The following is a 26394-nucleotide window of genomic DNA, read 5'->3' as shown; positions in this document are numbered from 1 at the left end:
GCGGCCTCACTTCCTGGTTTGCAAATCGGCGGGCAGCAGTGACTCATCGATTATCTTCGACCACTCGAACGGTCCGTCCGGAATGGCCTTCACGAGAATCAAGCCCTTCAGCACCTCGTCCATGCCTTTGCGGTCGAAGCTTCCTTCGCTCCAGTATTTCGGGTCCGCATCGAGCACGTTGTTGATCGCGGACGCAGTGACTGCCGGGTCCAGCTTGTACTGCTTCGCAAGTATTTGGGCGGACTCCTCGCGATGCGCCGCGATGTACTGGACCGCCTTGCGTCGCGCATTGATGATGCCGCGAATCACTTCACGATGTGCTTTGAGATAGTCGGTGCGCACGATACCGACAGTCTGCGTTTCGTTCGGAACGATATCGAGCGAGCGGAACGCAATGCGCAATTGGTCTTTCTTCGTGCTATAGGCGGGCTCGTTCATGTAGGCGACATCCACTGCGCCTTGTTGCAGCGATGTCAGCATGCCGCTCGAACTGCCCACTGGCTTGCGCTGCACCTGACCTGCCAGACCCGCGCGATCGAGCGCAATGGTGACGATGGTGTCGGTCGTCGACTTCGGACTGCTGTAGCCGATCGTCTTGCCCTTCATTTGTTGAATGTTCGTGATCGTGCCGTTTTTCAGTTCGACCCAGACTAAGTCGGCAAGGCTTTGTACCCCGCCATGCACGATCGTCAGATCCACGCCTTGCTTCACCGCCGATATTGCGGCGGGAAGCGCCACTTCGCCGTAGGGAATTTCGGAAGCCATCGCGTTGCGCACGGTCGTGCCCCCGCCTTCCGACGTGATGAAACCCGTCACGTTCACACCCGCTTCCTTGAAGAAGCCCTTTTCCTGAGCCACCGCGAAAGGTACGCCATACATGCCGTCGCCCCAATGGGTGACGGTCAGCGGCGCCGCACGCGCGACCGTGCCGCAAGCGAATGCCGCGATCAACGACATTGCACCGATTCCGCGTGCCACGCTCCTCAGGCTTCGTTCACTAAACATGTAGGCGTCTCCATCCATGATCGGCGGTCTCGCACGGTGCCGAGGCGTATGCGGCCGCACTTGATTGTGTGCCTGTCTCTAGCTAGACGCCGGTAATCGCACGCTGCAGCGACACGCTGTAGTTCGAATAACTGTGCGAGTTAATGTATGCATTAAATTCGTTAAAGACAAGGCTTGCTTGGGGCGGGCATACCCGCGTATGCGCTGGCCCGGGTTTTGTCGCGGCCTTCTTATTGCGCTTCTCAGGCCTGTTGTATGCCGAATTGCTCGAGCACTTTGGTCTGATCGCGCCAGCCGCGTTCACGGTGCGCGCGGTACAACGCGCTTGCCTTCGAAGCGTCGCCGCGGCGAATGGCATCGATGATTGCGTAATGCTCCTGAATGGATGCACGCGGCTGAGGATGCGCCTTCACCATCTGCGTAAAGCGCCTGACGCGATGCACCTGGTCACGGCAATTCATCACCACGCTCTTGAGTCGCGCGTTTGCGCTTAGGGCAATGAGCGTCTCGTGGAAGACTTCGTCGGCCGCGGTCCAGGCAAGCAAGTCTGCGCGCTCCAGCGCAGCAGTCATCGTCTCGCATGCTTCGACGAGCGGAGTCAGATCGACGTCCTTGCGAGAAGCGACAAGCCCCGCCGCCGTCGATTCCAGACTGATCAGCACTTGATAGATGTTCTCGATGTCCGAAAGAGACGTCGGCACGATGCGTATGCCGTGACGGGGCACGATCTGCACGAGGCCCTCGCCCTGGAGGCGAATCGCAGCCTCGCGAATCGGCGTGCGGCTAAAGCCGAGCATGAGGGCGACTTCCTGTTCGAGCAGATAAGAGCCCGGCGTCAATTCGCTTTCGATGATGCGGCGGCGCAGTTCCGCATAGGCCAGCTCGGCGGTGTGCCGTTTTGCCGGCCTCGCCGCATGCTTTTCAAGGGGCGATGCCGCGTTCGGTACGATCTTTACGCGAGGGCCTTTCACGGCGATCTGCTTGCGGCTCATGATCGGAAGTCTCCATGCGTGCCTCTTGCGGCGATGTTAGCACCGTGCCTATGCCGGAGGCACGCTAGCGAGATGCTCGACAAGTCTCTTGCACGCTTCGGGAAGCGCAGCAAGCGAACGCACGCCGATGAGCAACTCGCGCGCAGCCCAGGCATCGGTCAATGCAACGATGCCCAGTCGCGACGACCGCGCATGTTGTTGCGCAACCGCTTGCGGCATGACGCCCACGCCTAACCCCGCTTCGATCATCAGACATTGCGCGTCATAGCCCGACACCTGAATTCGCACGCGCACTGCCCGCGCGAGCTCATTCGCGGCGCGCGTGAGGCACTGGCTAATCGCCGTGCTGGTGGGCAAGGCGACGAATTCATCATTGAGTGCGTCGGCAAGTGAAATGGATTGCCGCTGCGCGAGTGCATGGCCTTCAGGCGTAACCAGAACGAGATTATCGGTGCGATACGGCATGGTCTGGATCGAATAGCCATGCGGTATCGACGTGAATACGCCAATGTCCGCCGCGTTGTCCGCGACAGCGCGCACGACCTGGGCGCTAGGCCGCTCGTTCAGTTCTATACGTACGAGTGGATGAGCTTTGGCGAACGCCTGAATGTCTCGCGGCAGAAATTGAACGATGGACGAGATGTTCGCGGCAATGCGAACCATGCCGCTCGTTCCACTCCCGAAGTCGCGCATTTGCACGGCGATGTCATCGAGTTCATGCAAGGCTCTCAGCCCGAGCGCTGCAAGACGCTGCCCCGCTTCCGTCGGCGCGACGCCTTTGTTGGTGCGATGCAAGAGCGGCACGCCGAAAAGCGCCTCCATTTCGCTGACGCGTCGGCTAACGGCTGCTGCGGCAATGTGTTCGCGCTCCGCGGCGGCCGCGATGGTGCCTGCGTCGGCAACCGCAATAAAGAGTCTCAGAGACAAAGGATCGAGTGGCGGCATAGCGTGCTTTGTAAGAGGCTTCGACTCGAGTGTACTTAAACTCGCGCAGCCATCGTGCTTTGCGATGACGGCATGACAAGGCATTTCTTTGCACTCGCTGGCAGTTGACTCACTATCTGCTCAAACGCGCCGCCGCCAGAGAGGAAAGACGATGAATGCACCGATTGCCAATGAAGCGAGTCCTGCCGCGCGCATTCGCGTGTTCTGGCAGCCGGGTTGTTCGTCATGCTTGCGCACGAAAGAGTTCTTGACGCGCCAAGGCATAGAGTTCGAATCCATTGATGTACATAACGACCCCGAAGGCCGCGCTGCGCTTGCAGCGCTAGGCGCGCGAAGCGTTCCCGTTGTCGCTCTGGGAAAGAATTACACGCTCTGCCAGTCGATAAACGATGTCATTCGCTTTCTCGACTTAAAGACCGCACCCACGCCGCCGCTGCCGCCCGCTATGCTCGTGGCAAAGCTCGCGCATGTGCTGGAGGCGAACGCGCGCTACACCCGGCAATTCGGCGAGCAGCACTTTCGGGAGCCATTTCGGAACCGCAACCGCACGCCTGCGGGCCTGACTTTCCACGTATTTCGCGTCGCGGAAATGGGCGTGCAGGCGGCTCATCAAACGGAACTCCGTTTCGAGGGATTCGATGACGTGCCTCCTGACGAGTGGCAGGCCGAAGACATTGCGCGCTGGGGCGAAAGCGTGCGCGAGAAGCTCCTCGCGTGGTGGGAGCACGAAACCGACAGAACGCTGCTTTACGATGTACCGACCTACTACGGGCGCCGCGCGATGCACGAAGTCCTCGAACGCACCGCGTGGCACAGCGCGCAACACACACGCCAAGTCATGCTGATGCTCGAAAGCGAAGGCGTGAGCGTGGATCGGCCGCTTACCGCCGACGATCTCGCAGGCCTGCCGTTGCCGGAAGAAGTCTGGGATAAGTAAGACATTGAAGCCGGCGCTAACGTATACGCTGAGAAATGCGCTGGCGCTCTACTCTCATATAATCGAGGCATTCCATCCGCCAGACGACTGGCGGACATGCGTCCGTGCACCGACGCTAACGTTTCGGAATGCCCGCCATGGCAGATGCCAGAAATGCCGAAGCGCTCGGCAAGCCGCGCGAAAAATCGACCAACGCGGTCTACCAGAAGATTCGCGGCAAGATCCTGTGTAACGAATTCAGGCCGGGCATGCAGTTACTTGAACAGGACCTCGTCGCAATGTTCGGCGTCAGTCGCACGCCCATTCGCGAGGCGCTCATCCGCCTGCAGAATGAGCACCTCGTTCAGATCGTCCCTCGTCACGGCATGCGCGTGCGTAATGTGTCGATGGCGGACCTTCAGGAAGTGTTCGCAATTCAGACAAGCCTCGAAGCGACGGCTGCCGAAGCGCTCGCGGACCGCAAGCCGGGCGCAAGGGAGCTAAAAGCTCTGGACAAGGACTGCGATGAAATCGAACGTGCATTCGCTAAAGGCGATCGCGACGCTTGGGGGATCGCGTGCGAAGGCTTCTATCAGCGTCTTGTCGAGATGAGTGGGAATGCCCGGCTATTGCAAATCGTCAATGAGTGCAACGAGCAACTGCGCCGAGTACGGGAACTCACGTTAAGACTCATCGACCTCGACGCTTCTCATGCGCAATTGCTGCGGGCCGTCGTCGACGCTTTGAAGCGCGCCGATGGTGCGGCTGCCGAAGCACTCTGCCGCGAACATCGAGGCCTCATTCTTAAAAGCCGGATCGAGGCTTTGCAACGGTACAAGATTCTCGATGTCTGATGCGGCGGCTTGAGGGAGTGGGACAGAAAATCCCGCAGACGCCACTCGCAATTGGGGCTGCCGATAAATTAAACTGATGGCGCCTCTACCTCGCCACACATGGACAACCGCGAACTCCTCAATCTCGCCTATCTGCGCGCATTCCGGCTCGTCGCGCAAACCGGCAGCGCCACGCGCGCGGCTGCCGCGCTTTTCCGTGCCCAATCTGCCGTCACGCGGTCGCTTCAGGAGCTCGAGGCCGCGGTCGGCGAGACGCTGCTCGAGCGCCGTCCGTCCGGCATGCTGCCGACGCCATCCGGGCGAGCCGTGCTACTGCGCTGCGAACGCATCTTCGCCGAACTGGAAGCACTGGCGCAGTGGTGCGCGGCGCGGCAGTCGCGGCGCCGCTCGGCAAGCGGCAACGCATTGCCGGCGTTTTTGCTCAACACGCGGCGGCTGCAGTTGTTTTCCGCCTTGGCACGTCACCGCCATATGCCAAGCGCCGCGCAAACGCTCGGCTTGAGCCAGCCTGCGGTAAGCAGCGCAATTCGCATCATGGAAACAGGCGCGGGCATGCAGTTGTTTTATCGCAGTCCGCGCGGCTTATTGCTTACGAGCGAAGGTGAAACGTTCGTCCTTCATGTGCGCCGCGCACTCAATGAACTCCGCCATATTCCCGACGACATCGCCGCGTTGCGCGGCACCATTCAAGGCTATGTGACAGTCGGCGCATTGCCGCTTGGCAGAACCTTGATTCTTCCCGGCGCGATCGCACGCGTAGCGGCGAGATATCCCGGCGTGCGCGTTGCAACGGACGAAAGCGCGTATGAGCCGCTTGTAGCCGGATTGCGCGCTGGCGATATCGACTTCGTTCTCGGCGCGCTGAGGCCTAACGACGCATCGAGCGGATTGACGAACGAACGCCTGATGTCGGAGGACCTCGTCGTCATCGCGCGCAGCGATCATCCGTTAGCGCGGGCAAGCGGGCTGACGCTCAAGGAATTGCTCGCGGCTCAATGGATCTTGCCACGCAGCCATGCGCCCGCGCGGGGCATGTTCGAAGCCCAATTCAAGCGCGCGAAACTGAGACCGCCCATGCCGACGGTCGAAACGGCCGACCTTGCAGTGATTCGCGGCCTGCTGACGCACACCGATATGCTCGCGGCCGTATCGGCGCAGCAATTGCATTACGAGTGCGAGTCGGGTCAACTGGCGGTGCTTGACATCGCGATGCAAAACGCGCGGCGCGACATCGGACTGACTTTGCGCGCGGGCAGTACGCCGTCGCCCGCAGCTCGCGCCCTCATCGACGCGATTCGCCTGACGGTCGACGAACTCGGGCATGCATTGGGTGCCGCCAGACTGACGACGCACGTTGCATGATGTCCCAGTCATTGCCACTAACACGTCATTGCAAGGAGTTCGCATGGATCAGCAGAAATGGGATGCAATGGACGAGTACCTTTGCGCCAAGACGCACGCGGCCGACGACGCTCTCGATGCCGCTCTAAGCGCGAGCGCACACGCGGGCTTGCCTTCGATCAACGTCGCGCCGAATCAGGGCAAGCTGCTGCAGTTGCTCGCGCGCCTGCACGGTGCGCAACGCATTCTGGAGATCGGCACGCTGGGCGGATATAGCTCCATATGGCTCGCACGCGCATTGCCCGCCAACGGCAAGCTCGTCTCGCTCGAAGCCAACGCGGACTATGCCGAAGTCGCGCGAAGGAATGTCGAGCGCGCGGGGCTCTCGCGCGTGGTATCGATCGCAGTCGGGCAAGCCGCGCAAACGCTAGAGCATTTCATTCGCGACAACGAGCCGCCGTTCGACTTCGTCTTCATCGATGCGGACAAGAAGAGCTATCCGGATTACTTGCGGCTTTCGCTTCGCTTGAGCCGGCCCGGTACCCTCCTTGTCGCTGACAACGTGATTCGGGGTGGACGTCTCGCCGATGCGCACAGCAAAGATCCCGACGTCATCGGGCTCCACAGGTTCTTCGACATGCTTGCCTCGGAAAAGCAGCTATCGTCGACTGCCATTCAAACGGTCGGAAGCAAAGGCTGGGACGGATTTTCGCTAAGCATCGTATCCGAGTGAGCCAGAGACGAGCGCACATGCCAAGGCCGTCTTCGAGCGGTCTTGAGTGCGCCGTCTGTTACGCTTGAGCGCAGTGAATGCAATACGTCAATCTCATGAACGACCTCGTAACGCGCCTCGAGCCTTTGCAACACGCCCAGCTCGATTGCGGGCCTTATCCGCTAAGCATCGAATATCAATGGATCAACGCGGAGCTTAGAGACGCTCCTATTGCTGTCTTTCTTCACGAAGGCCTGGGCTCCATTGCGCTATGGAAAGACTGGCCCCGATCTTTGTGCATGCGTTTGAACTGCCGTGGACTTCTTTATTCGCGCCCCGGTTACGGGCGCTCCACGCCGCGCCGTGCAGGAGAGAAGTGGCCCGTAGACTTCCTGCATCGGCAAGCGCAGGAAGTGCTTCCCGCGCTTCTCGATGCAATCGGCGTCGATAGCGTGGAGCGCTCGCGCATGTGGGTGGTCGGACATAGCGACGGCGGCTCTATCGCCCTGCTGTATGCGAGCGCGTTCCCCGAAGCGCTCGCCGGTGTGGTGGTGCTTGCACCGCACGTGTTCGTCGAGCCGATGACGGTCGACGCTATCCGACAAGCGCGAATCGCCTACGAAAGCGGAGATTTGAAGTCGAGGTTGTCTCCGTATCACGCCAATGTCGATTCCGCGTTTTATGGATGGAACGACGTATGGCTCGATCCCGCGTTCCGCCATTGGAATATCACGGCGACGCTCGAGGCAATTCGTCGGCCGCTCATCGCAATTCAGGGCGTTGACGACGAATATGCGTCCATGCAGCAGATCGATGAGATCAAAGCGTCGGTTCGGCACGCCGAACTGGTCAAACTGCCTCATTGCCGCCATTCGCCACACCGCGATGCGGCTAATGCAGTCAACGAAGCCATTGCGAGTTTCGTCAAAACACACTGCGCTTCGTAGGTCATTTTTTCCTGTCGGTGTGCCATGCAATCGTTCGTCTACCGGGCAAGCAATTGGCTAATGAGCTAACGCTCGATCGATCCGTGTTTGAACGTCTTCAGGAGAATTGCCATGCTGCTTACCGATGAAGAACTGGCCCGCCTTCAAACCGTTGCGCCGTTTTTGCAAAGCGAGGCGCGCACGTCGCTCGAGGCAGAGGCGGATTATGAAATCGTGATGGAACTGGCGGAGCATCTTCAGCCTGGACTGCGCGTGCGTGCGCCCGAATCCGCCACGACGACGGCCAGTCCCGACGACCCGCCCTACGCGCTCAACCTGTTCGTCGGCTTGCCTCTGGCGGAACTCCGTGCTCTCGCTCATGCCGACGAAAGAGAACGCAATGCGGCGATCGCGCTATTCGGTGCGACGTTCTCGCCGCGCTTGTTGCGCGCAATCGCAACGATGACGCCCAACGAAATCGACCTCGACGCCGGCGTGCAAAGCCAGGCCGGCACCCTTTCGGTCATGCTCGAAGAGATCGGCAAAAGCGAGACTTAAAGCGCTCCGTATTTACCCGCGACGCGCAGACATGTCGTATTCGCGCGCGCCTTGCATTGTTATAATCCTTTCACTCCACGACTAAAAACTAACACTCCGGCGACGCGTTGCCAGCAGTGCAAAACGATGGCCAAGACCGACCGCCTTCGCACGCTTTCCAGCGCGCTCGGGAAACAAAACGTCATGCGTCTGCGCGATGCCGCCGCACTGCTTGGCGTTTCCGAAATGACTGTTCGCCGCGATATTGCGGCGAGTCCGGGGCAGTTCACTTATCTCGGCGGCTACATCGTCAATGCGGCGGATTTGCCCAATGTCGCGGGCTACACGATCGAAGAGGAAAAGGATCACTTCGCGCAAGCCAAAGCGATTGCGTCAGGCCATGCCGCGCGCTTGCTCGCGGACAGCGAAACGATCTTCATCGACTGCGGAACGACTTTGACCACGCTCGCGCGTCAGATCCCCGATGCAATGCATTTGACTGTCGTGTGCTATTCCCTCAACGTCGCGGAGATTCTCAAGCACAAGCCGAACGTGCGCCTGATTCTGCTAGGCGGCGTTTATGTGCCTTCGTCCGAATCCTTCGCCAGCGATGACAGCGTTGAGACGCTGCGGCGCATGGGAATCAACAAGGCGTTCATGTCGGCAGGCGGAGTGGACGAAGCGCGCGGCGTGACGTGCTGGAATTTTCATGAAGTCGCCATCAAGCAGGCGGCCATGGCAAGCGCCGTGGAGCGGCATCTGGTCGTCGATGCGAGCAAATTCGGCAAGGTCAAGGCGGTGCGATTCTCGCAGCTTTGCGAGTTCGATTCGATCATTACCGAAGAAGGGCAAAGGCAGCAGAAACGCGCATGATTCAAAGACCCGCGGTTAAGCGAGCGGGCCTTCGACGCATCTAAGCGGAATTCGGCTCGCGCTTGTTCACTGCCGGCGTCCCAATGCGAAAAGCGTTCCGGCAACCAGAATGAACGCGCCTATGATGACCTTTTGCCAGGTGCTCGGCACGCCGACCAGAATCAGCACGCTATTAATGAGCGTCACAAGCACGACTCCGAGCAGTGTGCCGATCACCGTTCCCGTACCACCTGTGATGCGCGCGCCTCCGAGGATCACGGCGGCGATCACATCGAGTTCCGTGCCGACGAGATCGAACGGATTAGCAAGGCGGTTGGTGGAAACGTGCAATATGCCGGCGACGCCCGCGAGCAGCCCCGTATAACCGAACACGAAAAGGTGAATCGTGCGGAGGTTATAGCCGAGACGTTCCGCAATCGCGAGACTGCCGCCCATCGCATAGACGCCGCGTCCCATCATCGTGCGATTGAGAAGCCACCAGGTGACGATTGCCGCTATTACGAGCGCCAGTACCGATACCGGCAATACCGCGCGCAGACCGTCTGCGGTGTGATAGAAAAACAGCGGCAAGCGGCCGAAGTCATCCATGCTGTGCGGAATGTTCATGAAGAACTGCGTGCCGACGAACGTCAGCAGCAAGCCGCGAAAAAGGTATTGCGTGCCGATGGTGACGATCAGCGAAGGCGCCTTGAGACGATGCACCAGCATGCCGTTGATTACGCCCAGGACCACGCCGCCTAGCGCGCCCGCAAGCAGGATCAGCGCAAAGGGACACTCGGGCCACCACGCAAAGACGGCCTTGGTGATGGAGTACATCGTCAAGGCGGCAATGGCCGTGAATGAAACGTCGATGCCGCCTGAAGCCAGCACGACGAGCGTACCGAGCGCAAAGAGCGATACGGTTGTCGCCGAATGCAGCATGTCGAACAGCGTCGCGAACTGAAAGAAGCGCGGGTTGAGACTCCCCACGATCAGACACGTCACGACGATGAGTCCGACCGTGAACCATTCCGGATTGCGCATCAATTGCGCGTACAGAGTGCCTTTGCGCACGCGCGGCGCGACTTCGGTTACGGCTTGCGGCATCGTCCCGCTTCGGCGAATGGATTCGCTCATGGTCATGCTGCCTCTGAAAGTAGCGCGTGATAGAGATCGGCCTCGCTCAGGCCATCCGCGCGATACTCGCTCGCCACGCGGCCTTTCTTCATCATGAGAATGCGGTCGCAGTTTTGCAGCAGTTCCGGCAAGTCGTCGCTGATGAGAATGATGCCGATACCCTCCTTCGAGAGCCGCTGCATGATGCGGTAAATGATGTCCTTCGATCCCACGTCGACGCCCACCGTAGGCCCATGCAGGATCAACACGCGTGGATTGATCGCAAGCCAGCGACCGATCAACACGCGTTGTTGATTACCGCCCGAGAGAGACTGTACGGGTTTGTCGATATCGGGCGTCGCGATCTGAAGGTCCTTGACGGTGCGCTCGGCGAGTTCCTGGGCGCGCTTGCGATCGATCTGACCAAAGCGGTCGCGCAGACTCGCGATCATCGCCGTAACGACGTTATCGCGAATAGGCTTGTCGAGGAATAGCCCTTCGTTAAGGCGATCTTCGGGCACATAGCCGATGCGCTGCGCTTTCGCATCCGCGGGCGATTGAAGGCGCACGCGCATGCCGTCGAGCGTGACCGAGCCGGTATCCGCAGGCGCCACGCCCGCGAGCGCGCGCGCGAGTTCATTTCGACCGGAATCGAGCAGCCCGGTGACGCCCAGTATCTCGCCTTCATGCAAGGCAAAACTCACGTCGGTGAACTGGCCTTTACGTCCTAATTCCTTAACGTCCAGCACGATTTTCGATGCATTCGCCTCGTCCTCTGCGCGATAGCGTTCCGTCGAAAGATGCTTGCCCGTCATGAGTTCGCTGATCTGTGCCTTCGTATAATTTTCGATCGGACCTTGCGCCATCTTCTGGCCATCGCGCAGCACGATGACTTCCCCGCCAATCGCATAGCACTCGTCCAACTTATGACTGACGAACAGCACCGCGACGCCTTCCGCGCGCAGCTTGCCGAGCACCGCGATGAGGTTATCCACTTCCTTCTGCGTCAGCGAAGTCGTGGGCTCATCCATGATGACGAATTTCGCCTCGCTTGCGATGGCGCGTGCAATGGCAACGAGTTGACGCGTCGCAAGCGGCAATTGCTCGACCAGGGTCTTCTGAAAATCCGCGTCGCCCGGCAAGCCAACGGCTTCTAGCGCACGCGCGGCGGTTTGCGCAAGCGCGCGCCGGTCGAAGGTGCGAGCGAGCTTGCCCGCGTGTTCCGCGAGCTCGGACGTGAGCGCCACGTTCTCTGCCACGCTCATGTTGGGCAGCAACGACAAGTCCTGATAGACCGTTTCGATGCCCGCCGAAAGCGCTTCCAGCGGCGAGAGCCGCGCATGCCGCGCGCCTTCGATCACGAGTTCGCCCTGGTCGGGCGGCTGCGCGCCCGAGATGATCTTGATGAGCGTGCTCTTGCCGCAGCCGTTCTCGCCAAGCAGGTGATAAATCTGCCCGCGCTCGAACGCGAGGCTCACGCCGCGCAGCGCATAGACGCCGGTAAAGCGCTTATGAATATCGACGACTTCCAGAAGCGGTGTGTCTTGGGTCATGGCGTATGGATCCGGGCGGCGCGCGCCTCGTGCCGCGCGCACCGCTAACGTCGCATCAGAACGGATATTGCTTGTAATTCGTCTTGTCGACATCGACCCAGCCGGTGCCGCGCACGATCACGCCCTTGCCCGGCCCTTTGCTCACCGTCACCTTGTTATAGCCGGTAATGCCGAGGTCGGCGCCATTCTGCACGGTCTTGCCATCGATAAGCATCTGCGCAACCTTGTTCATGGCGATACCCGCGAGTTTGGGATCCCAGAAAGCGATGCCATTGATGGCGCCGCTCTCGAGGAACTTACCGGCCTCTGTCGGCAAGCCCGTGCCGTACACACAAATCTTGCCGACCTTGCCAGCCTCTTCCACCGCGCGGCCAATGCCGATCACGTCGAGCGACGACGAACCCTGAAAGCCCGTCAGATCCGGATGCTTGCGCAGCACTTCCTTGGCGACCTGATAGGCGCGCTCGCCATCGTTATTCGTTTCGAGCTTGGGCTCCACGAGGTCCATCTTCGGATACTTGGCTTTTGCATTGCCAATGCCGCCATCGGCCCATTGCACCTGCGAGCGGCTGCCTAAAGAGCCGACGAGAACCGCCCACTTGCCCTGCTGCCCCATGCACTTTGCAAGGCGTTCGTTGAGACCGGCGCCATACGCCGTGTTGTCGAACGCCTCGATATCGACCATCGTGTTCTTGGCGTTGTCCGCTTCATGCGTGACCACTTTGATGCCGCGATCCATCGCTTTCTTGAGCGCGGGTTCGAGCGTCGGCGGATCGTAGGGCACGACCGCAATCGCCGTCACTTTCTTGGCGATCAGGTCCTCGATAATCTTGAGTTGCTGCGCGGCGTCGGCGCGGCCAGGGCCGGTCTGATAGACGGTGATGTTCGGGTTTTCCTTGCCGAACTCTTTCACGCCATCGTCCATGCGATTGAACCAGTTGATGCCCGTTACCTTGACGACGGTAACGATCGTCTCGTTGGTCGCGGCCTGAGCCGCTGCGATTGCGCCTGCGGCGAGCGCGATCGCCGTCAGTGCGGTGCCGAGTTTTCTGACCTTCATTGCGCTGTCTCCTTTATGTTTCGAATGTAATGCGATGGGTCTTTCTTGAGAATCACACGGCAGAAATCAACGTCCCGTCGATGCGGGCGGCGGGGGAATCTTCGTGGTCGGCCGGGCTCCGCCGATGCCGAAGATGGCGCGCACGCGCTCGCCACCCGCGAATGCGAGCGATGCAAGCAGCAAAAAGCCCCACGCGCAATCGCCGAAGAACTGAGACACGCCAAGCAGATTGAAAAGGCTCGACAGAAATTGCAGTACGGTCGCGGCAAGAAACACACACACGATGCGGCCATAGCCCCCCGCCGGATTCACGCCGCCCATCACCGCAATCAGAATTGCGATAAGCAGATAGGAATTGCCATAGTCCCATTTGGCGCTGGACGTATGCGTCGCGCTAATGAGACCGGCCAGCGATGCGAGCACGCCGCACATGCCATATGTCACAACGAGCATGCGCGCGCGCGGAATGCCCGCATAAAAGGCGGCCTTCGGATTCGTGCCCATGAGATAAAGCCGCAAGCCGAACGGCGTGCGCTTGAGTACCCAGCCAAGAACCAACACGGCTGCGATAAAAATCCAGAGCGAAATGGGGACTTGAAGGAAGGTGCCGTTGCCGATGTTCGACAACGGATCGACATATTCCACGCGCACCGACGCGCCGTTGCTCAAGACCACCGCAATGCCCGTGAAGAGCAACTGCGTGCCGAGCGTGCAAAGAATCGGCGTAAGCCTGAGCTTTGCAATGACAACGCCGTTGAGCAGCCCGCCGATCAGGCCCATTGCCACGACGATGCAAATGAACACCGCGGTATAGAGCGCGGGGGAATCGTCGCCGGATACGAGATGCGGCAGAACCATTGCCGCGACCATTCCGGAAAGGTTCGCAAGGCCAACGCCCGAAAGGTCGATGCCGCCATTGCCGGAGACCATCGAAAGCATGATGCCGAGCGCAAGCAAACCCAGTTCGGGCAATTGCCCGCCCATCGACTGAAGGTTGTCGATATCGAGGAACTGGCCGTGCGATAGCCACGTTGCCACGATGACCACGAGCAAGTTCACGCCGACTAGAAAATTGAATTGCCTGTCAGCGAGCCACTTGGACGCTCTCATTGCATCACGCTCCGTTCGCTTAGCAGCGCATTGATTTCATCGAGGCGTGGCATCGACGGCGCAGTGCCGGGCCGCGTGACCGAAATGCTCGCGAGCGCACAGCCGAAGCGCACGGCATCGAGCGGGCCTTCACCACGCGCGAGCGCCGCCGCAAAGCCGCCCGTGAAGCCATCGCCGGCGCCGGCCGTCTCGACCACGCGACCGCATTGGAACGCGGGCACGAGAATGGATTCATCCTTCGTATGCAGCAACGCGCCCGCTTCGCCCAGCGTGATGATCGCGGCGCGCGCACCTTTATTCAGGAGCGCGTCGGCGGCGCGGCGCGCATCATCGACGGATGCGACCGCGATGCCGGTCAATGCGGTCGCTTCCGTTTCATTCGGCGTGATGTAATCGCACAGCGGATAGATGTCATCGTCTAGCGGCAAGGCTGGCGCGGGATTGAGCACCGTCGTCACGCCATGCTTCCTCGCGAGTTCGAGGCCGCGCCTGGCTGCAGGCACAGGCTGCTCCAGTTGCGTGACGAATACGGCTGCACGCGCGATGTCCGCTTCGATTGCATCGACGTCCTGCGGTCCAAGCGTGCCTGCCGCGCCCGATGCAACGATGATCGCGTTGCCGCCCGTGTTCTCGTCGACATAGATATGCGCGGCGCCCGTCGCCACGTTATCCATGATGCTCGCGCGCGATGTGATCCCTTCAGCGGCCCACGTCGCTTGCGCGATATTGCCGAACGCATCGTTGCCGATGCGCGTGCAAAGGATCACGTCCGCGCCGGCGCGCGCCGCGGCCACCGCCTGATTCGAGCCCTTGCCGCCCGGCCCCATTGCGAATGCCGATCCTGCGACAGTCTCGCCAAGCAGCGGCATGCGTTGCGCACGAAACGCGAGGTCGGTCACATAGATGCCGAGAATGACGACGCTGCCCTTCATCATGCGTCCCCTTGCGGTGCATCGGGCGCGAGCTGCACGCCCTTCTTGAAGATGAAGCAGCCATAGCCGCGCGCTTCGCCTGTGCGGATGACGCAATACGCTTTCTTGGCGCGCTCATAGAATTCAAAGCGCTCGATGGGTGCAAAGGGCAACGTGCGGCCTTCTGCGCGATCCACTTCGCTTTGCGCTTCGCGTTGCACCGCGGGCAAGGCGGCAGCATCGCCGACCACTTCCATGCGGCCGGCGGGATCGTCGACGAAGCTATCGAGCGGCATCACCGAAAGCACGGCGCGCACGACGCGCGGCGCGCTTGCGCCATCGATGCGCAACAGTTTGCCTAGCACCGTCTGGCGCGCGACGGAATCGCCAGGGAAATTGGCATCGCAAATCACCACTTCGTCGCCGTGACCCATTGCGGCAAGCGCGTAAAGGATATCGGCGTTCAACAGCGGATCGATGTTCTTGAGCACAGCGTCTCCTCCATGCATAGGCGCGTTTCATTCGAAATCTGCGCCTTGAACTTTATTTAAGCGAGCGTTGCCGATCAGTCTCCATACGGCACCCAGATATTCTTGACTTGCACCGCTTGCCGCAAGAACGGCACGCCTTCGCTCGATGCATCGTGCCAGTCGAACGCGCGGCCCTGATCGACGAACGTGCGCTTGAGATTGCCGATCGACTCGCGCTCCGCCATGGCCGACAGCGCCGCGCCATGAAAGCACCAGAGCGCGTCGACGTCGTCGTGTCGTGCAAGCGTCTGAGCGAGCGCGCGTGCATCGCCCGTCACGATATTCAATGCGCCGCCCGGCACATCCGAGGTTTCCGCGACCTGATAGAAATCCGTCGCCATCAGCGGACAAGTTTCGCTCGGCACGGCCACCACGCGATTGCCAAGCGCAAGCGCAGGTGCGATCAAGGACACGAAGCCAAGCAACGGCGCTTCGTCAGGACACACGATACCGATCACGCCAAGCGGCTCATGCATCGCGAGCGCAACGCCGTGCAGCGGCGGCGCATGCACCGCGCCATCGAACTTGTCGGCCCACGCAGCATAGGTGAAGAAGCGCGCAATCGACGCATCGACTTCGCGCTTTGCATCGCGCTCGTTCGAACCCGCCCTAGCCACGAGATGCCGCGCGAATTCATCGGCGCGGGCACTCAAATTCTCTGCAAGGTAATACAACACCTGTGCGCGATTGTGTGCGCTCGCCGCAGCCCATTTCGTCATGCCGCGCGCAGCGGCCACAGCGTTTCGAATGTCCTTGCGGTTGCCCTCGGCCACTTCGCCGACAATTTCGCCCGATGGCGTGCGCACGAGCCGCGAATAGCCGCTATCCGGACGCGCCTGCTTGCCGCCGATAAAGAGTTTGGCGGTTCGGTCGATGGCGCTGACATTGCCAACATCGACGAGCGTATCCGGCTCGGGCGGCTGCGCTCTTGCTTGCGCAAGCACCGGAAGCTTGGCCCAAGCACGCGGCTTCAGATATTCGTAAATGCCCTCGCGTCCGCCTTCGCGTCCAAAGCCGGATTCGCGATAGCCGCCAAAGCCCACGGCCGCATCGAAGAGATTGGTCGCATTGATCCATACGACTCCGCATTGCAGGCGCGGCGCGACATCGAGCGCGCGGCTGATGTTCTCGCTCCACACACTCGCCGCGAGGCCGTAACGCGTATTGTTGGCAAGCGCGACGGCCTCCTCTGGCGTGCGAAAGCTCATTGCAACCAGCACGGGACCGAAGATTTCCTCTTGCGCGAGCGTAGATGCCGGCGCGACGTTCGTCACCAGCGTGGGCGCGAAGAACGCGCCGCCTTCGGGCAAGGAAACACGCGAAGGCTGATGAATCGCGCAGCCCTCGCTTTCGCCTTTGGCGACGAGCGCACGGATGCGTTCGAGCTGGACGTCATCGACGATTGCGCTCATATCGACGCCCTTGTCCAGCGACGGCCCAATGCGCAGTGTCTCCATGCGCCGCTTGAGCTTCTCGATGAAACGCGCCTCGATGCCTTCCTGCACGAGCAGACGGGAGCCCGCGCAGCACACTTGACCTTGATTGAACCAGATAGCATCGACCACGCCTTCGACCGCGGAATCGATATCGGCGTCGTCGAATACGATGAACGGCGACTTGCCGCCCAGTTCGAGCGTTAGCGATTTGCCAGAGCCGGCAGTCGTCGCGCGAATCTGGCGGCCCACTTCAGTCGAACCAGTGAAAGCAATCTTGGCAACGCGCGGATGCTCGACGATCGCCGCGCCCGTGCGTCCGTCGCCGGTAACGACATTCAGAACGCCCTTTGGCAGGCCTGCGCGATGCGCAAGTTCCGCAAAGAGCAGCGCCGTGAGCGACGTATATTCGGCGGGCTTGAGCACGACGCAATTGCCAAGCGCAAGCGCGGGCGCGATTTTCCACGCGAGCATCAATAGCGGAAAATTCCACGGAACGATTTGCCCAATGACGCCGAGCGGCGCCCATTCCGCGAACTCTCGGTCCTGCAGTTGCGCCCAACCGGCATGATGCAGAAAGTGCCTTGAAACAAGGGGGATATCGATATCGCGCGACTCGCGAATCGGCTTGCCGTTATCCAGCGATTCGAGCACCGCAAAGAGACGGCTATGCCTTTGAACCGTGCGGGACAGCGCATAGAGATGCCGCGCGCGCCCCGCGCCGCCGATGCCTTGCCAGGATTCGAGCGCGTCGTGCGCGGCTTGCACGGCGGCATCGACATCGGCTCCGGAACCTTGTGCGATCGATGCAAGCACGCGGCCGCTCGCGGGCTCGCGGGAATCGAAGCGTTCTTCTTGCGCGCTATCCCGCCAGGCACCGTTGATGAAGTGACCGAAGCGGCCAGCGTGCTGTTCGAGCCACGCACGCACGGCGCGATCGTCTTCCGGTGCGGGTCCGTATTCCATCGAAGAAAAGTATTCGGCTACGCTCATGAGGCTTTATGTGCGAATGCTGGGTTATGCGACCGGATGACGATTGAACGCCGAATAACGTCCGCTTACGTGGTGTTCGAGCTGCCGCTCGATATCGGCGAGCAGACTCGAGGCGCCGATGCGAAACAGGTCCGCTTCGAGCCATTCGCGTCCCAGTTCTTCCTTCATGAGAATCTGATATTGCAGCACCGACTTGGCGGTCGATACGCCGCCCGCCGGCTTGAAGCCGATTGCGACGCCCGTATGCGCGAGGTATTCGCGGATCATGCGGACCATCACGAGCGAAACATCCAGCGTCGCGTTCACGCCTTCCTTGCCCGTCGATGTCTTGATGAAATCGGCGCCGGCCATCATGCAAATCATCGATGCCTTGGCGACGTTCGAGAGCGTGCGTATGTCGCCCGTAGCGAGAATGGCCTTGACGTGCGCGTCGCCGCAAGCCGCGCGGAAGTCGCGCATTTCGTTGTAAAGCGCTTGCCAGTTTCCCGTCAGCACATGCTCGCGCGTCACGACGATATCGATTTCCTTAGCGCCGTCCTTGACCGACGCTTCGATCTCGCGCAGCTTGAGGGCATGCGGATTGAGGCCCGCCGGAAAACCGGTCGACACGGCCGCGACGGGAATGCCGCTGCCCGCGAGCGCATCGACGGCAGTCTTGACGAAGCGGTGATACACGCACACCGCGCCCGTTGTGACAGGGATATGAGACATGCCGAGTGCGTCGACCAGGTCCTCGCGCAGCGGACGGCGCGCCTTGGCGCAAAGACGCTGCACGCGCGCAGTGGTGTCGTCGCCACTAAGCGTCGTCAGGTCGATGCACGTAATAGCCTTAAGAAGCCACGCTGCCTGGGCGTCTTTCTTGACGGAACGGCGCGTTCCGAGCGTAGAGGCGCGTCGCGCGACAGCCGATTGATTGACGCGCAGTCCCTCTAGCCATGCAAGATCGAAAGGCACGCCCGGATTGCGCGCAACTGTGGCGGCGGCCGCTTTTCCCGGCCACGCGACGATTGAATTCGATGCGGTTTCCAGCATGAGATCGTTTGGCTGTGCCCTTGCGCGGCGCACAACAGCTCTTGATAGATTGATCTCAGTTTATAGCAGTGCTGTTAGGATCGTAACATAGGGAAAGTGCGGAGAAGAATGGTCGTTACGCTGTAAGCGGCTGGGCTAGAGATTCTTGCCAAGAGCGACAAAACGTTCTAGAGCGGCTCGGCTTCAATCGTCGCGTCGGGCGGTATTGGACGATGCGATTTCTTCGAAGGCATGCCCTCGCCCAGCTTTGTGCCGTTTGACTTGCGACGCGTCGCGTGTCGTTCGATGACGCGTTGAAGCAGGCAGAACGCGCAGAGCAGCGCGCCGATCACGATGCGCGTCCACCAGGAACTGAGTGTGCCGTCAAAAGTGATCAACGTCTGTATCGTGCCGAGAATGCCCACGCCGAAAACCGAACCGACGACATAACCCACGCCGCCCGTGAGAAGCGTACCGCCGATCACTGTTGCAGCGATTGCGTCGAGTTCCATGCCCTGCCCTTGCAGTCCATAGCCGGACAGCACATACAGCGTGAACACGACGCCGCCTAGCGCGGAACACAATCCGCTCAGCGCATAGACGCCGACTTTCGTGCGCGCAACGGGCAAGCCCATGAGAAGCGCGGACCGCTCGTTTCCGCCGACCGCATACACGTTGCGTCCGAAACGCGTGAAGTGCGCGACGAAGATCGCTACGAGCAGTGTGACGATGGCGAGAAGCGCGCCCGTCGTGATCGACGCCCCACCGACGTCGAGATGAAAGCCGGATAGCGCACGAAACGTCGGATCGGTGATGGTGATGGATTGCGTCGTAATGAGAAAGCACGCCCCGCGCGCGAGAAACATTCCGGCAAGCGTGACAATGAAAGGCTGAAGCCGAAAGTAATGAATGAGCGCGCCCATTGCGGCGCCATAGCATGCGCCTAAAGCCAGCACGAGCGGCAGGATGATCCATACGGGCCAATGCAGGCGTTCGGCGAATACGGCACAGAGAATCGTCGTAAGCGCGACAACCGATCCGACAGACAAATCGATTCCGCCCGACACGATAACGAACGTCATGCCGATGGCGACGATCAGTAGGAACGCGTTGTCGATGAGCAAGCCGAAGAGCACTTGCATCGAAAAGAAGCCGGTATACATGATCGAGCCGAAGCCGAACAGCGCCATAAACAAAGCGACTGTGACGACAATGGGCAGCACCCTCGGATCGGTTGCGCGGTCGATAAGGCTTTTCATTTGGATGCCTCCGCGAGCGGCTCTTTTGAAGCAAGCGGAACCATGCGCTTGAATGGGCGCAGCAATACAGTGCGCGCCGTCGACGATTGAATCACGCTCACGACCAGCACGACCGCCGCCTTCACGACGAGCGTCGCTTCGGGCGGCACACCAATGGAATACGTCGTGTAAGTGAGCGTCTGAATGATGAGTGCGCCAAGCACGGTGCCCGCGAGACTAAAGCGTCCACCGAGAAGTGACGTGCCGCCCAGCGTGACGGCAAGGATCGCGTCGAGTTCGAGCAGCAGGCCTGCATTGTTGCCGTCTGCGCTGCGCACGTTCGAGCTGGCGAGAATGCCGGCCATCGCCGCAGTGAGTCCGGAGAATGCATACACGCCGAACACAATCAGGCTCGAGCGCAGACCGACGAGCCGCGTCGCAACCGGATTGACGCCGATCGCGCGAATGAACAAACCAAGCGACGTCCGATTCACGAGCAACGCCGTAAGCAATAGCGCGCCAAGCGCCACCCACACCGAACACGGCACGCTCGCCAGATAACCGCCGCCGACGATCACGTACCCGCGCGCGCTGATCGGAATGATTTGTCCGCCTGTGAGCAACTGCGCGACGCCTCGTCCCGCGACCATCAGAATGAGCGTCGCGATGATCGGCTGCATGCCGACGAACGCCACGAGCAAGCCGTTCCACATGCCCGCAAGCAGGCCGACCGCCAATGCCGCCATGATCGCAAGTATGACGCGCGAAGAATCGTCGGCAAGAATGGTGGCGGCCGTTGCGCCGGCGATCGCGACAATCGCGCCGACAGAGATATCGATGCCGCGCGTTGCGATAACGAGCGTCATGCCCAAAGACACAAGGATGAGCGGCGTAACGCGATTCAGAATGTCGATGGGCGCACCGAATAGATGGCCATCGAGCATTCGGATGGAAAGGAAGTTCGGGTTGTGCGCGACATCAAGCAGACACAGCGCAACGAGCGTCAAGCAGGGCCACATGAGCGGATGCCGGGCCACTGTCTTCAGTCTATTCATTCCGATCCTCCGGCGATGAGGCGGTACACGTCATCCTCCGATGCCGTATGGCCCGCGACCTCGGCAACCTTGCGGCGATCGCGCAACACCGCGATGCGGTGACTCACGCGCACGACTTCACTCACTTCAGATGAAATGAAGAGAATCCCAAGCCCTTTTGCGCAGAGCGCAAGCACGCGGTCCATGATTTCGAACTTGGCCGCCACGTCGATGCCGCGCGTGGGTTCGTCGAGAACGAGCATGCTCGGCTCCGTCGCTAGCCAGCGGGCAAGCAGCACCTTCTGCTGATTGCCGCCCGATAGGAGGCCGATAGGCTGCTCGGCATCGCGCGCCTTGATGCCGAGATGCTGAATGTACTCGTCCGCCATCTCGCGCTGTTTCGCCTTGCCGATGCAACGCCAAACGCCTAGCCGCGCCTGAATGGCGAGAATGATGTTCTCGCGAATCGATAAGTCCGCGACGATGCCTTCCTTCTTGCGGTCCTCGGGGCAATAGGCGATGCCAAGACGCACCGCATCGCGCGGGGAATGCAGTTTCACCGGTTTTCCGCGCACCGTGATCGCGCCTGCATCCGGACGCTCCGCGCCGCACAGCAGGCGCGCGGTCTCGGTGCGGCCCGATCCGAGAAGACCGGCAAGCCCGAGTATCTGGCCGGGCCGCAACGCTATATCGACAGGATTCATCAAGCCTCGCCGTCCAACGCCGCGCATTTCGAGGAGCGGCGGCGCCGTGGCATGTTGCGTGAGCGGCTCGTTAGCCGCGCGCTTGAGACGTTCGGTCATGCGCTCGTGGCCGACCATCTTCGAGACGAGCACTTCGACCGGCAGATCCTTCGCAAGGTACTCGCCTTCGCGCTCGCCATTGCGCATGACCGTAATGCGGTCCGATATCGCGTAAGTCTGCTCCAGAAAATGCGTGACGAAGAGAATCGCCAAACCCGATTGACGCAGCTTGCGCAGCACGTCGAAGAGTCGCGACACTTCGCCGTCGTCGAGACTGGAAGTCGGTTCGTCCAGAATCAACACGCGCGCATCCACCGACAACGCACGCGCAATGGCGACCATTTGCTGCACTGCGATTGGATACGCATCGAGCGATTTGCTCACGTCCACCGAGACGTTGAGTTTCGCGAGCGCGGCTTGTGCGCGCGCATTGATCGTCTTCCAGTCGATGGCACCGCGTCGCTTGGGTTGACGCCCCGCGAACACGTTTTCCGCGACCGAAAGATTCGGACACAGATTCACTTCCTGATACAACGTCCGGATTCCCGCTGCCTCGGCTTCGAGCGGCGACGAGAATTTCACGGGACTGCCGCCAAGCCGTATTTCTCCGGCGTCGTGTTCGTGCACGCCGGTCAGCACATTGATGAGCGTCGATTTACCCGCGCCGTTCTGTCCCATCAGTGTATGAATCTCGCCGGGAAACAGGCGGAAATCGACGTTATGCAGCGCACGAACGCCAGGGAAAGACTTGCACAAGCCAATCGTTTCGACCACAGGAGTGTCGATCATGAGAGTCGCCGGGAAGAGGTCGCCCGTCCATCGCAATGGAGCGATGGACGCGATGATCGAGCACGACAGGCTCGACGCTTCAGTATTTGCGCTGCGGCAATGTCTGTGCGGCGACGCTCATCGGGAAGATGGTCTCTTCGGTCACGATGCGTTTCGGCAATGGCTTGCCTGCAACGACTTCCTTTACCGCCGTCATCAACTGAGGCCCGAGTAAAGGACTGCATTCCACGTCGACGTTTATCTTGCCGGCAGCCATCGCCTCGAAGCCACCTTTGGTCGCGTCGAACGAGACCACAGTGACGTCCTTGCCCGGCTTCATGCCGGCTTCTTCCATCGCCTGAATTGCGCCGAGCGCCATGTCGTCGTTATGCGCATACACGACGTTGATTTGCTTGCCATAGGTCTTGGCAAAAGCCTCCATGACCTGCTTGCCGCCAGCAAGCGTGAAGTCGCCGCTTTGCGATGCGATGACTTTGAACTTCGGATCGTTCTTTATGACTTCGAGCAAGCCCGCGCGCCGGTCGTTCGCGGGCGCCGATCCCACCGTGCCTTGCAATTCGACGATGTTGATCGGCCCCTTGTCGTTCTTATAGTGCTCTTCCAGCCACTTGCCGCCTCGACGCCCTTCCTCGAGAAAGTCCGATCCAATCATCGTCACATAGAGCGACTTGTCTTTCACATCGATGTTGCGGTCCGTGAGAATCACCGGAATCTTTGCATTTTTTGCTTCGGTGAGAATGGGTTCCCAACCGGACTCGACCACCGGAGAAAACGCAATGACATCGACGCGCTGCGCAATGTAGGAGCGAATGGCCTTGATCTGGTTTTCCTGTTTCTGCTGGGCATCGGAAAACTTCAGGTTGATGCCCGCGTCCTTTGCAGCGGATTTCACCGAAACGGTATTCGCGGTACGCCATGCGCTTTCCGCGCCGACTTGCGCAAAACCGAGCGTGATCTGCTTGTCGTCGGCGCGCGCATTCACGCCTGCAGCGATTAATACAACCGAACCAAGGATTGCACCAAGTACCGCACGACGGGTCTGTGTCATTGCTGTCTCCTGATGGATCGTGTCTGCCGCGGCTCGAGGTCCGAGGTCATGGGGTCCGGGTCGAACCCTCAGCAAGATTAGACGCGTCTCTCCATGCAGGTCCAATAACTTATTCGGCGACCGCGATAGCAAGCTTGATATACGGGAAAACGCGCGGATTCTTTTATTCTGGCGCGTGAAGGACGTTTAGACGCCGTGCGGAACATCGGGGAGCCGGCCGCGCCGGTCTTTACGGTGGCGCTCAGGCGCGGTCGGCTGGAATGGCGTGGCGAGATCCGAATTACTTTCCGGTCGGGCCTTCGCTTTCCTCGGAGATGCGTTCGCGCTCGCTGCGCGCTGCATCGGAAGTGCCGTTCGCATCCGCTTGCTGACTTCCCGTTCCTTGCGACGATTCCGTGTCCAGCGACTCGATCGCCCTTTGCCAGAACTCTTCGGCGCGTCCGTCCGGACTGCCCTCGCGCTCCCACAGTTCGTAGGCCCGGCGACGAATACGGTCTTGCTCTTTCTGGTCTTCCATGACTTCCTCCGAGGCGCAAAGGGTGACGTGAATGCGAGCGGGTTCGCGCTCGCCATCGCAGCAACCTTCGTACCCTCGGCGGATAGCGGCGCGTTTAATGCATTGCCCGGAAAGTGCGCAAAGCCCTTTAAGCTCAGACGAAATAAAATTGCCGAGTGCATTCCACAACGCTGGCGGGCGCGAAACTTGCGGACGTCTCGCATCTCCCACGATAAAGGATCGACATGAAACTGTGGAATTGCCTGACTCTTGCAACCGCTCTGGGACTCGCGAGCGTTGGCGCGCACGCGCAGGTCGCGGGCACGCAGCCGCTGAGCGTCACCGTTCAGCAATCGCAGGCATTGCTCGAAGGCTGGAGCGCGAAGAAAAGCATCATTGGAAAGGCGGTCTATAACGATCGCAACGAGAAGATCGGCTCCATCAAAGATCTGGTGATTTCTCCCGATACCACGGTTTCCGCCGCCATCATTTCGACCGGTGGTTTCCTGGGCGTCGCGACGCATGATGTCGCCGTACCGATCGCGTCGCTCGATATCCGCAACGGCAATTTCTATCTGGCCGGGGCCACGAAGCAAGCGTTGAAAGACACGCCTGAATTCCAATACAACAAGGTACAGGCCCCGCCCAAGCCGCGAAAGCTCAAGGCCGAATAAGACTGCGAGGCGCTCCATTTCATGCGGAGCGCCGTTTCTTTCGCAATCAGGAGCGCGACGGGCCGCTGAAATCGCTTAAGGCATCAACCAGTTCCATTAACGGAACGGGCTTGACGAAGTGACGCTCGAAGCCTGCATCCGATGACCGCCTGCGGTCATCCGCCTGCCCGTAACCGGTCAGCGCAAAAAGGCGCACTGGATTTTCAGACTGCTGCCGACGCAGTGCCTCGGCCAACTGATAACCGTCCATGTCCGGCAAGCCGATGTCGAGCACCGCGAATGCGGGCGAGAACTCCGCAGCCACCTTGAGCGCCGCCGCTGCATTGCTCGCCGCCGCAACGTCGAATCCGACTTCCAGCAGAAAAGCCTCCATAGAAAGCAGGCCGTCCTCGTTGTCGTCGACGAGCAGAACCCGCACGCCATGCCCTTCCGGAAGTAAGGGAGCCGGCGGCGGCAGCGTGGGCATCGCACTCGTCTGAGGCGCGATCGGAAGCGTGACCGTAAAGGTCGAACCTTTGCCCGAACCGCCGCTAGTCGCCGAGACCTTGCCGCCGTGCAATTCCACGAGATTCTTGACGAGCGCAAGACCGATCCCGAGCCCACCCCCGGCGCGATCTATGGTGGTGCGTCCCTGCTCAAAAATCTTGAAGAGGCGCGGCAATAATTCGGCGCTGATGCCCGCGCCGTTATCCGATACCCCGACCGATATGTGCGTGCCGCTTGCCGCCGCTTCGACATGAATGCGTCCGCCGACGTCGGTGTACTTGGCGGCGTTATTGAGCAGGTTCCCGAACACTTGCGTGAGACGCGTCAAATCCCCTGAAATAAGGGCTCCGTCGTCCGCGACGTTCATCGAGAGGCTCTGCTTGCGTTGCTCGACCAATGGACTGGCGGCTTCCATTGCGCGCGCGAGAACAGACCCGATACGCAGCGGCTCCACGGCGAGTTCGATAGAACCGCGTGTAATCCGGCTCACATCGAGAAGATCTTCTACGAGGCGCGAAAGGTGTGTGACTTGCCGCTCGATGATGTCGTGGTACGGGTCCGACGCCCCTCCGCGATGCTTGCGAATCAGCCCAAGCGCCGTGGTAATGGGCGCAAGCGGATTACGAAGCTCATGTCCAAGCATGGCGAGAAATTCGTCCTTGGCGCGGCTCGCCTCCTCTCGCTCGTGCATGGCCCTCGCTGCCTGCAAACCCGTGGCCGCAAGCGAGGTCGCCGCCCGAAGAAACGCCAGATCGGTCACCGATGGAAACTCCGCATCCGCCGCACCGAACCAGACGCTGCCCTGGCCCGCGCTATAACCAAGGCTAAGCCGAACCATTCTGTGCGGTCCCTTCGGCGTCTTGTGAACGACCGGGCGCATGCCAATTGCCATCGTCCGCCACGATGCAATCGCCGGTTCCCATTCGCGACGCAGATTCGGGGACGCTTCGACTTCGCGCAGCCGCAAGCTGTCGACGGGAAGCGTATCCGCAAGCACAGGCACATGCGCATAGCAAATGTCGAGGCGCACCACGCGTTCGACGGCTTGCAGCATGAGCTCGATGATGGTTCGGCCGTCGCGCCCCGCCC

At 60.5% G+C, this 26394-nt stretch carries 25 protein-coding genes; 8 read left to right on the top strand and 17 right to left on the bottom strand.

What is annotated here, in order from left to right; genetic code table 11:
- Window positions 1-6: 6 nt before the first annotated feature.
- The 3 genes from LDZ27_RS22910 to LDZ27_RS22900 form a co-directional block, all read right to left on the bottom strand.
- Complete coding sequence (locus LDZ27_RS22910) at window positions 7-957, bottom strand: ABC transporter substrate-binding protein (RefSeq protein ID WP_244817412.1); 951 nt, start codon at window positions 955-957, stop codon at window positions 7-9.
- Window positions 958-1247: 290 nt separating this feature from the next.
- Window positions 1248-1997: a GntR family transcriptional regulator gene (locus tag LDZ27_RS22905; protein ID WP_244817411.1), complete on the bottom strand. Its 750-nt coding sequence runs from the start codon at window positions 1995-1997 to the stop codon at window positions 1248-1250.
- Between the two features lie 48 nt (window positions 1998-2045).
- Entirely contained in the window at window positions 2046-3026 is a 981-nt protein-coding gene (locus tag LDZ27_RS22900; RefSeq protein ID WP_244817410.1) for a LysR family transcriptional regulator, read from the bottom strand.
- A gap of 67 nt (window positions 3027-3093) precedes the next feature.
- Here LDZ27_RS22900 and LDZ27_RS22895 point away from each other — a divergent pair, with 67 nt between their 5' ends.
- The 7 genes from LDZ27_RS22895 to LDZ27_RS22865 all read left to right on the top strand — a co-directional run bounded on the left by LDZ27_RS22895 (window position 3094) and on the right by LDZ27_RS22865 (window position 9101).
- Entirely contained in the window at window positions 3094-3879 is a 786-nt protein-coding gene (locus LDZ27_RS22895) for a glutaredoxin domain-containing protein (RefSeq protein WP_244817409.1), read from the top strand.
- A gap of 128 nt (window positions 3880-4007) precedes the next feature.
- Entirely contained in the window at window positions 4008-4712 is a 705-nt protein-coding gene (locus LDZ27_RS22890; protein ID WP_244817408.1) for a GntR family transcriptional regulator, read from the top strand.
- Between the two features lie 99 nt (window positions 4713-4811).
- On the top strand, window positions 4812-6074 hold the full coding sequence (locus LDZ27_RS22885; RefSeq protein ID WP_244817407.1) for a LysR family transcriptional regulator: 1263 nt from the start codon (window positions 4812-4814) through the stop codon (window positions 6072-6074).
- 43 nt (window positions 6075-6117) lie between these two features.
- The gene (locus LDZ27_RS22880; RefSeq protein WP_244817406.1) at window positions 6118-6786 is read left to right on the top strand and encodes an O-methyltransferase; all 669 of its coding nucleotides are present in this window, start codon (window positions 6118-6120) and stop codon (window positions 6784-6786) included.
- Window positions 6787-6863: 77 nt separating this feature from the next.
- Window positions 6864-7712, top strand: coding sequence for an alpha/beta fold hydrolase (locus tag LDZ27_RS22875; RefSeq protein ID WP_244817405.1), 849 nt, complete (start codon window positions 6864-6866; stop codon window positions 7710-7712).
- A gap of 111 nt (window positions 7713-7823) precedes the next feature.
- Window positions 7824-8249, top strand: coding sequence for a hypothetical protein (locus LDZ27_RS22870; protein WP_244817404.1), 426 nt, complete (start codon window positions 7824-7826; stop codon window positions 8247-8249).
- 126 nt (window positions 8250-8375) lie between these two features.
- Window positions 8376-9101 (top strand): DeoR family transcriptional regulator, encoded by a 726-nt coding sequence (locus LDZ27_RS22865; protein ID WP_244817403.1) that lies wholly within the window; start codon window positions 8376-8378, stop codon window positions 9099-9101.
- Between the two features lie 66 nt (window positions 9102-9167).
- Here the strand turns inward: LDZ27_RS22865 and LDZ27_RS22860 are convergent, their stop codons facing one another.
- The 13 genes from LDZ27_RS22860 to LDZ27_RS22800 form a co-directional block, all read right to left on the bottom strand.
- On the bottom strand, window positions 9168-10223 hold the full coding sequence (locus LDZ27_RS22860; RefSeq protein WP_244817402.1) for an ABC transporter permease: 1056 nt from the start codon (window positions 10221-10223) through the stop codon (window positions 9168-9170).
- Window positions 10220-11749: a sugar ABC transporter ATP-binding protein gene (locus LDZ27_RS22855; protein WP_244817401.1), complete on the bottom strand. Its 1530-nt coding sequence runs from the start codon at window positions 11747-11749 to the stop codon at window positions 10220-10222. Before LDZ27_RS22855 ends, LDZ27_RS22860 begins: the two co-directional genes overlap by 4 nt.
- A 55-nt stretch (window positions 11750-11804) precedes the next feature.
- Complete coding sequence (locus LDZ27_RS22850; protein WP_244817400.1) at window positions 11805-12809, bottom strand: autoinducer 2 ABC transporter substrate-binding protein; 1005 nt, start codon at window positions 12807-12809, stop codon at window positions 11805-11807.
- A 66-nt stretch (window positions 12810-12875) separates the two neighbouring features.
- Window positions 12876-13919 carry an ABC transporter permease gene (locus tag LDZ27_RS22845; protein ID WP_244817399.1) on the bottom strand — a complete coding sequence of 348 codons (1044 nt, stop codon included), beginning with the start codon at window positions 13917-13919 and terminating at the stop codon, window positions 12876-12878.
- Entirely contained in the window at window positions 13916-14851 is a 936-nt protein-coding gene (gene rbsK / locus LDZ27_RS22840; protein WP_244818018.1) for a ribokinase, read from the bottom strand. The genes LDZ27_RS22845 and rbsK overlap by 4 nt, the downstream gene beginning before the upstream one ends.
- Window positions 14851-15321: an RbsD/FucU family protein gene (locus LDZ27_RS22835; RefSeq protein WP_244817398.1), complete on the bottom strand. Its 471-nt coding sequence runs from the start codon at window positions 15319-15321 to the stop codon at window positions 14851-14853. Before LDZ27_RS22835 ends, rbsK begins: the two co-directional genes overlap by 1 nt.
- A gap of 74 nt (window positions 15322-15395) precedes the next feature.
- Window positions 15396-17786, bottom strand: coding sequence for an aldehyde dehydrogenase family protein (locus LDZ27_RS22830; protein ID WP_244817397.1), 2391 nt, complete (start codon window positions 17784-17786; stop codon window positions 15396-15398).
- 24 nt (window positions 17787-17810) lie between these two features.
- A complete protein-coding gene (gene deoC, locus LDZ27_RS22825) occupies window positions 17811-18818 on the bottom strand; it encodes a deoxyribose-phosphate aldolase (RefSeq protein WP_244817396.1) in 1008 nt (335 codons plus the stop codon).
- 167 nt (window positions 18819-18985) lie between these two features.
- Window positions 18986-20056, bottom strand: a complete 1071-nt coding sequence (gene yjfF / locus LDZ27_RS22820; RefSeq protein ID WP_244817395.1) for a galactofuranose ABC transporter, permease protein YjfF — start codon at window positions 20054-20056, stop codon at window positions 18986-18988.
- The gene (locus LDZ27_RS22815) at window positions 20053-21090 is read right to left on the bottom strand and encodes an ABC transporter permease (protein ID WP_244817394.1); all 1038 of its coding nucleotides are present in this window, start codon (window positions 21088-21090) and stop codon (window positions 20053-20055) included. The genes yjfF and LDZ27_RS22815 overlap by 4 nt, the downstream gene beginning before the upstream one ends.
- Window positions 21087-22601: a sugar ABC transporter ATP-binding protein gene (locus tag LDZ27_RS22810; RefSeq protein ID WP_244817393.1), complete on the bottom strand. Its 1515-nt coding sequence runs from the start codon at window positions 22599-22601 to the stop codon at window positions 21087-21089. Before LDZ27_RS22810 ends, LDZ27_RS22815 begins: the two co-directional genes overlap by 4 nt.
- Before the next feature lie 79 nt (window positions 22602-22680).
- A complete protein-coding gene (locus LDZ27_RS22805) occupies window positions 22681-23649 on the bottom strand; it encodes an ABC transporter substrate-binding protein (protein WP_244818017.1) in 969 nt (322 codons plus the stop codon).
- A 280-nt stretch (window positions 23650-23929) separates the two neighbouring features.
- A complete protein-coding gene (locus tag LDZ27_RS22800) occupies window positions 23930-24166 on the bottom strand; it encodes a DUF2934 domain-containing protein (protein ID WP_244817392.1) in 237 nt (78 codons plus the stop codon).
- 224 nt (window positions 24167-24390) lie between these two features.
- On the opposite strand from LDZ27_RS22800, the gene LDZ27_RS22795 reads away from it, so the two are divergent.
- The gene (locus LDZ27_RS22795) at window positions 24391-24819 is read left to right on the top strand and encodes a PRC-barrel domain-containing protein (protein ID WP_244817391.1); all 429 of its coding nucleotides are present in this window, start codon (window positions 24391-24393) and stop codon (window positions 24817-24819) included.
- 46 nt (window positions 24820-24865) lie between these two features.
- On the opposite strand, the gene LDZ27_RS22790 is transcribed toward LDZ27_RS22795, so the two are convergent.
- Window positions 24866-26197, bottom strand: a complete 1332-nt coding sequence (locus LDZ27_RS22790; protein ID WP_244817390.1) for a hybrid sensor histidine kinase/response regulator — start codon at window positions 26195-26197, stop codon at window positions 24866-24868.
- Window positions 26198-26394: the final 197 nt, after the last annotated feature.

Origin of the sequence: Caballeronia sp. Lep1P3, from assembly GCF_022879595.1 — a bacterium.
Lineage (GTDB): Bacteria > Pseudomonadota > Gammaproteobacteria > Burkholderiales > Burkholderiaceae > Caballeronia.
Note: the sequence above shows the minus strand (reverse complement) of the source record. Positions and strands in the feature narration are given on the sequence as shown.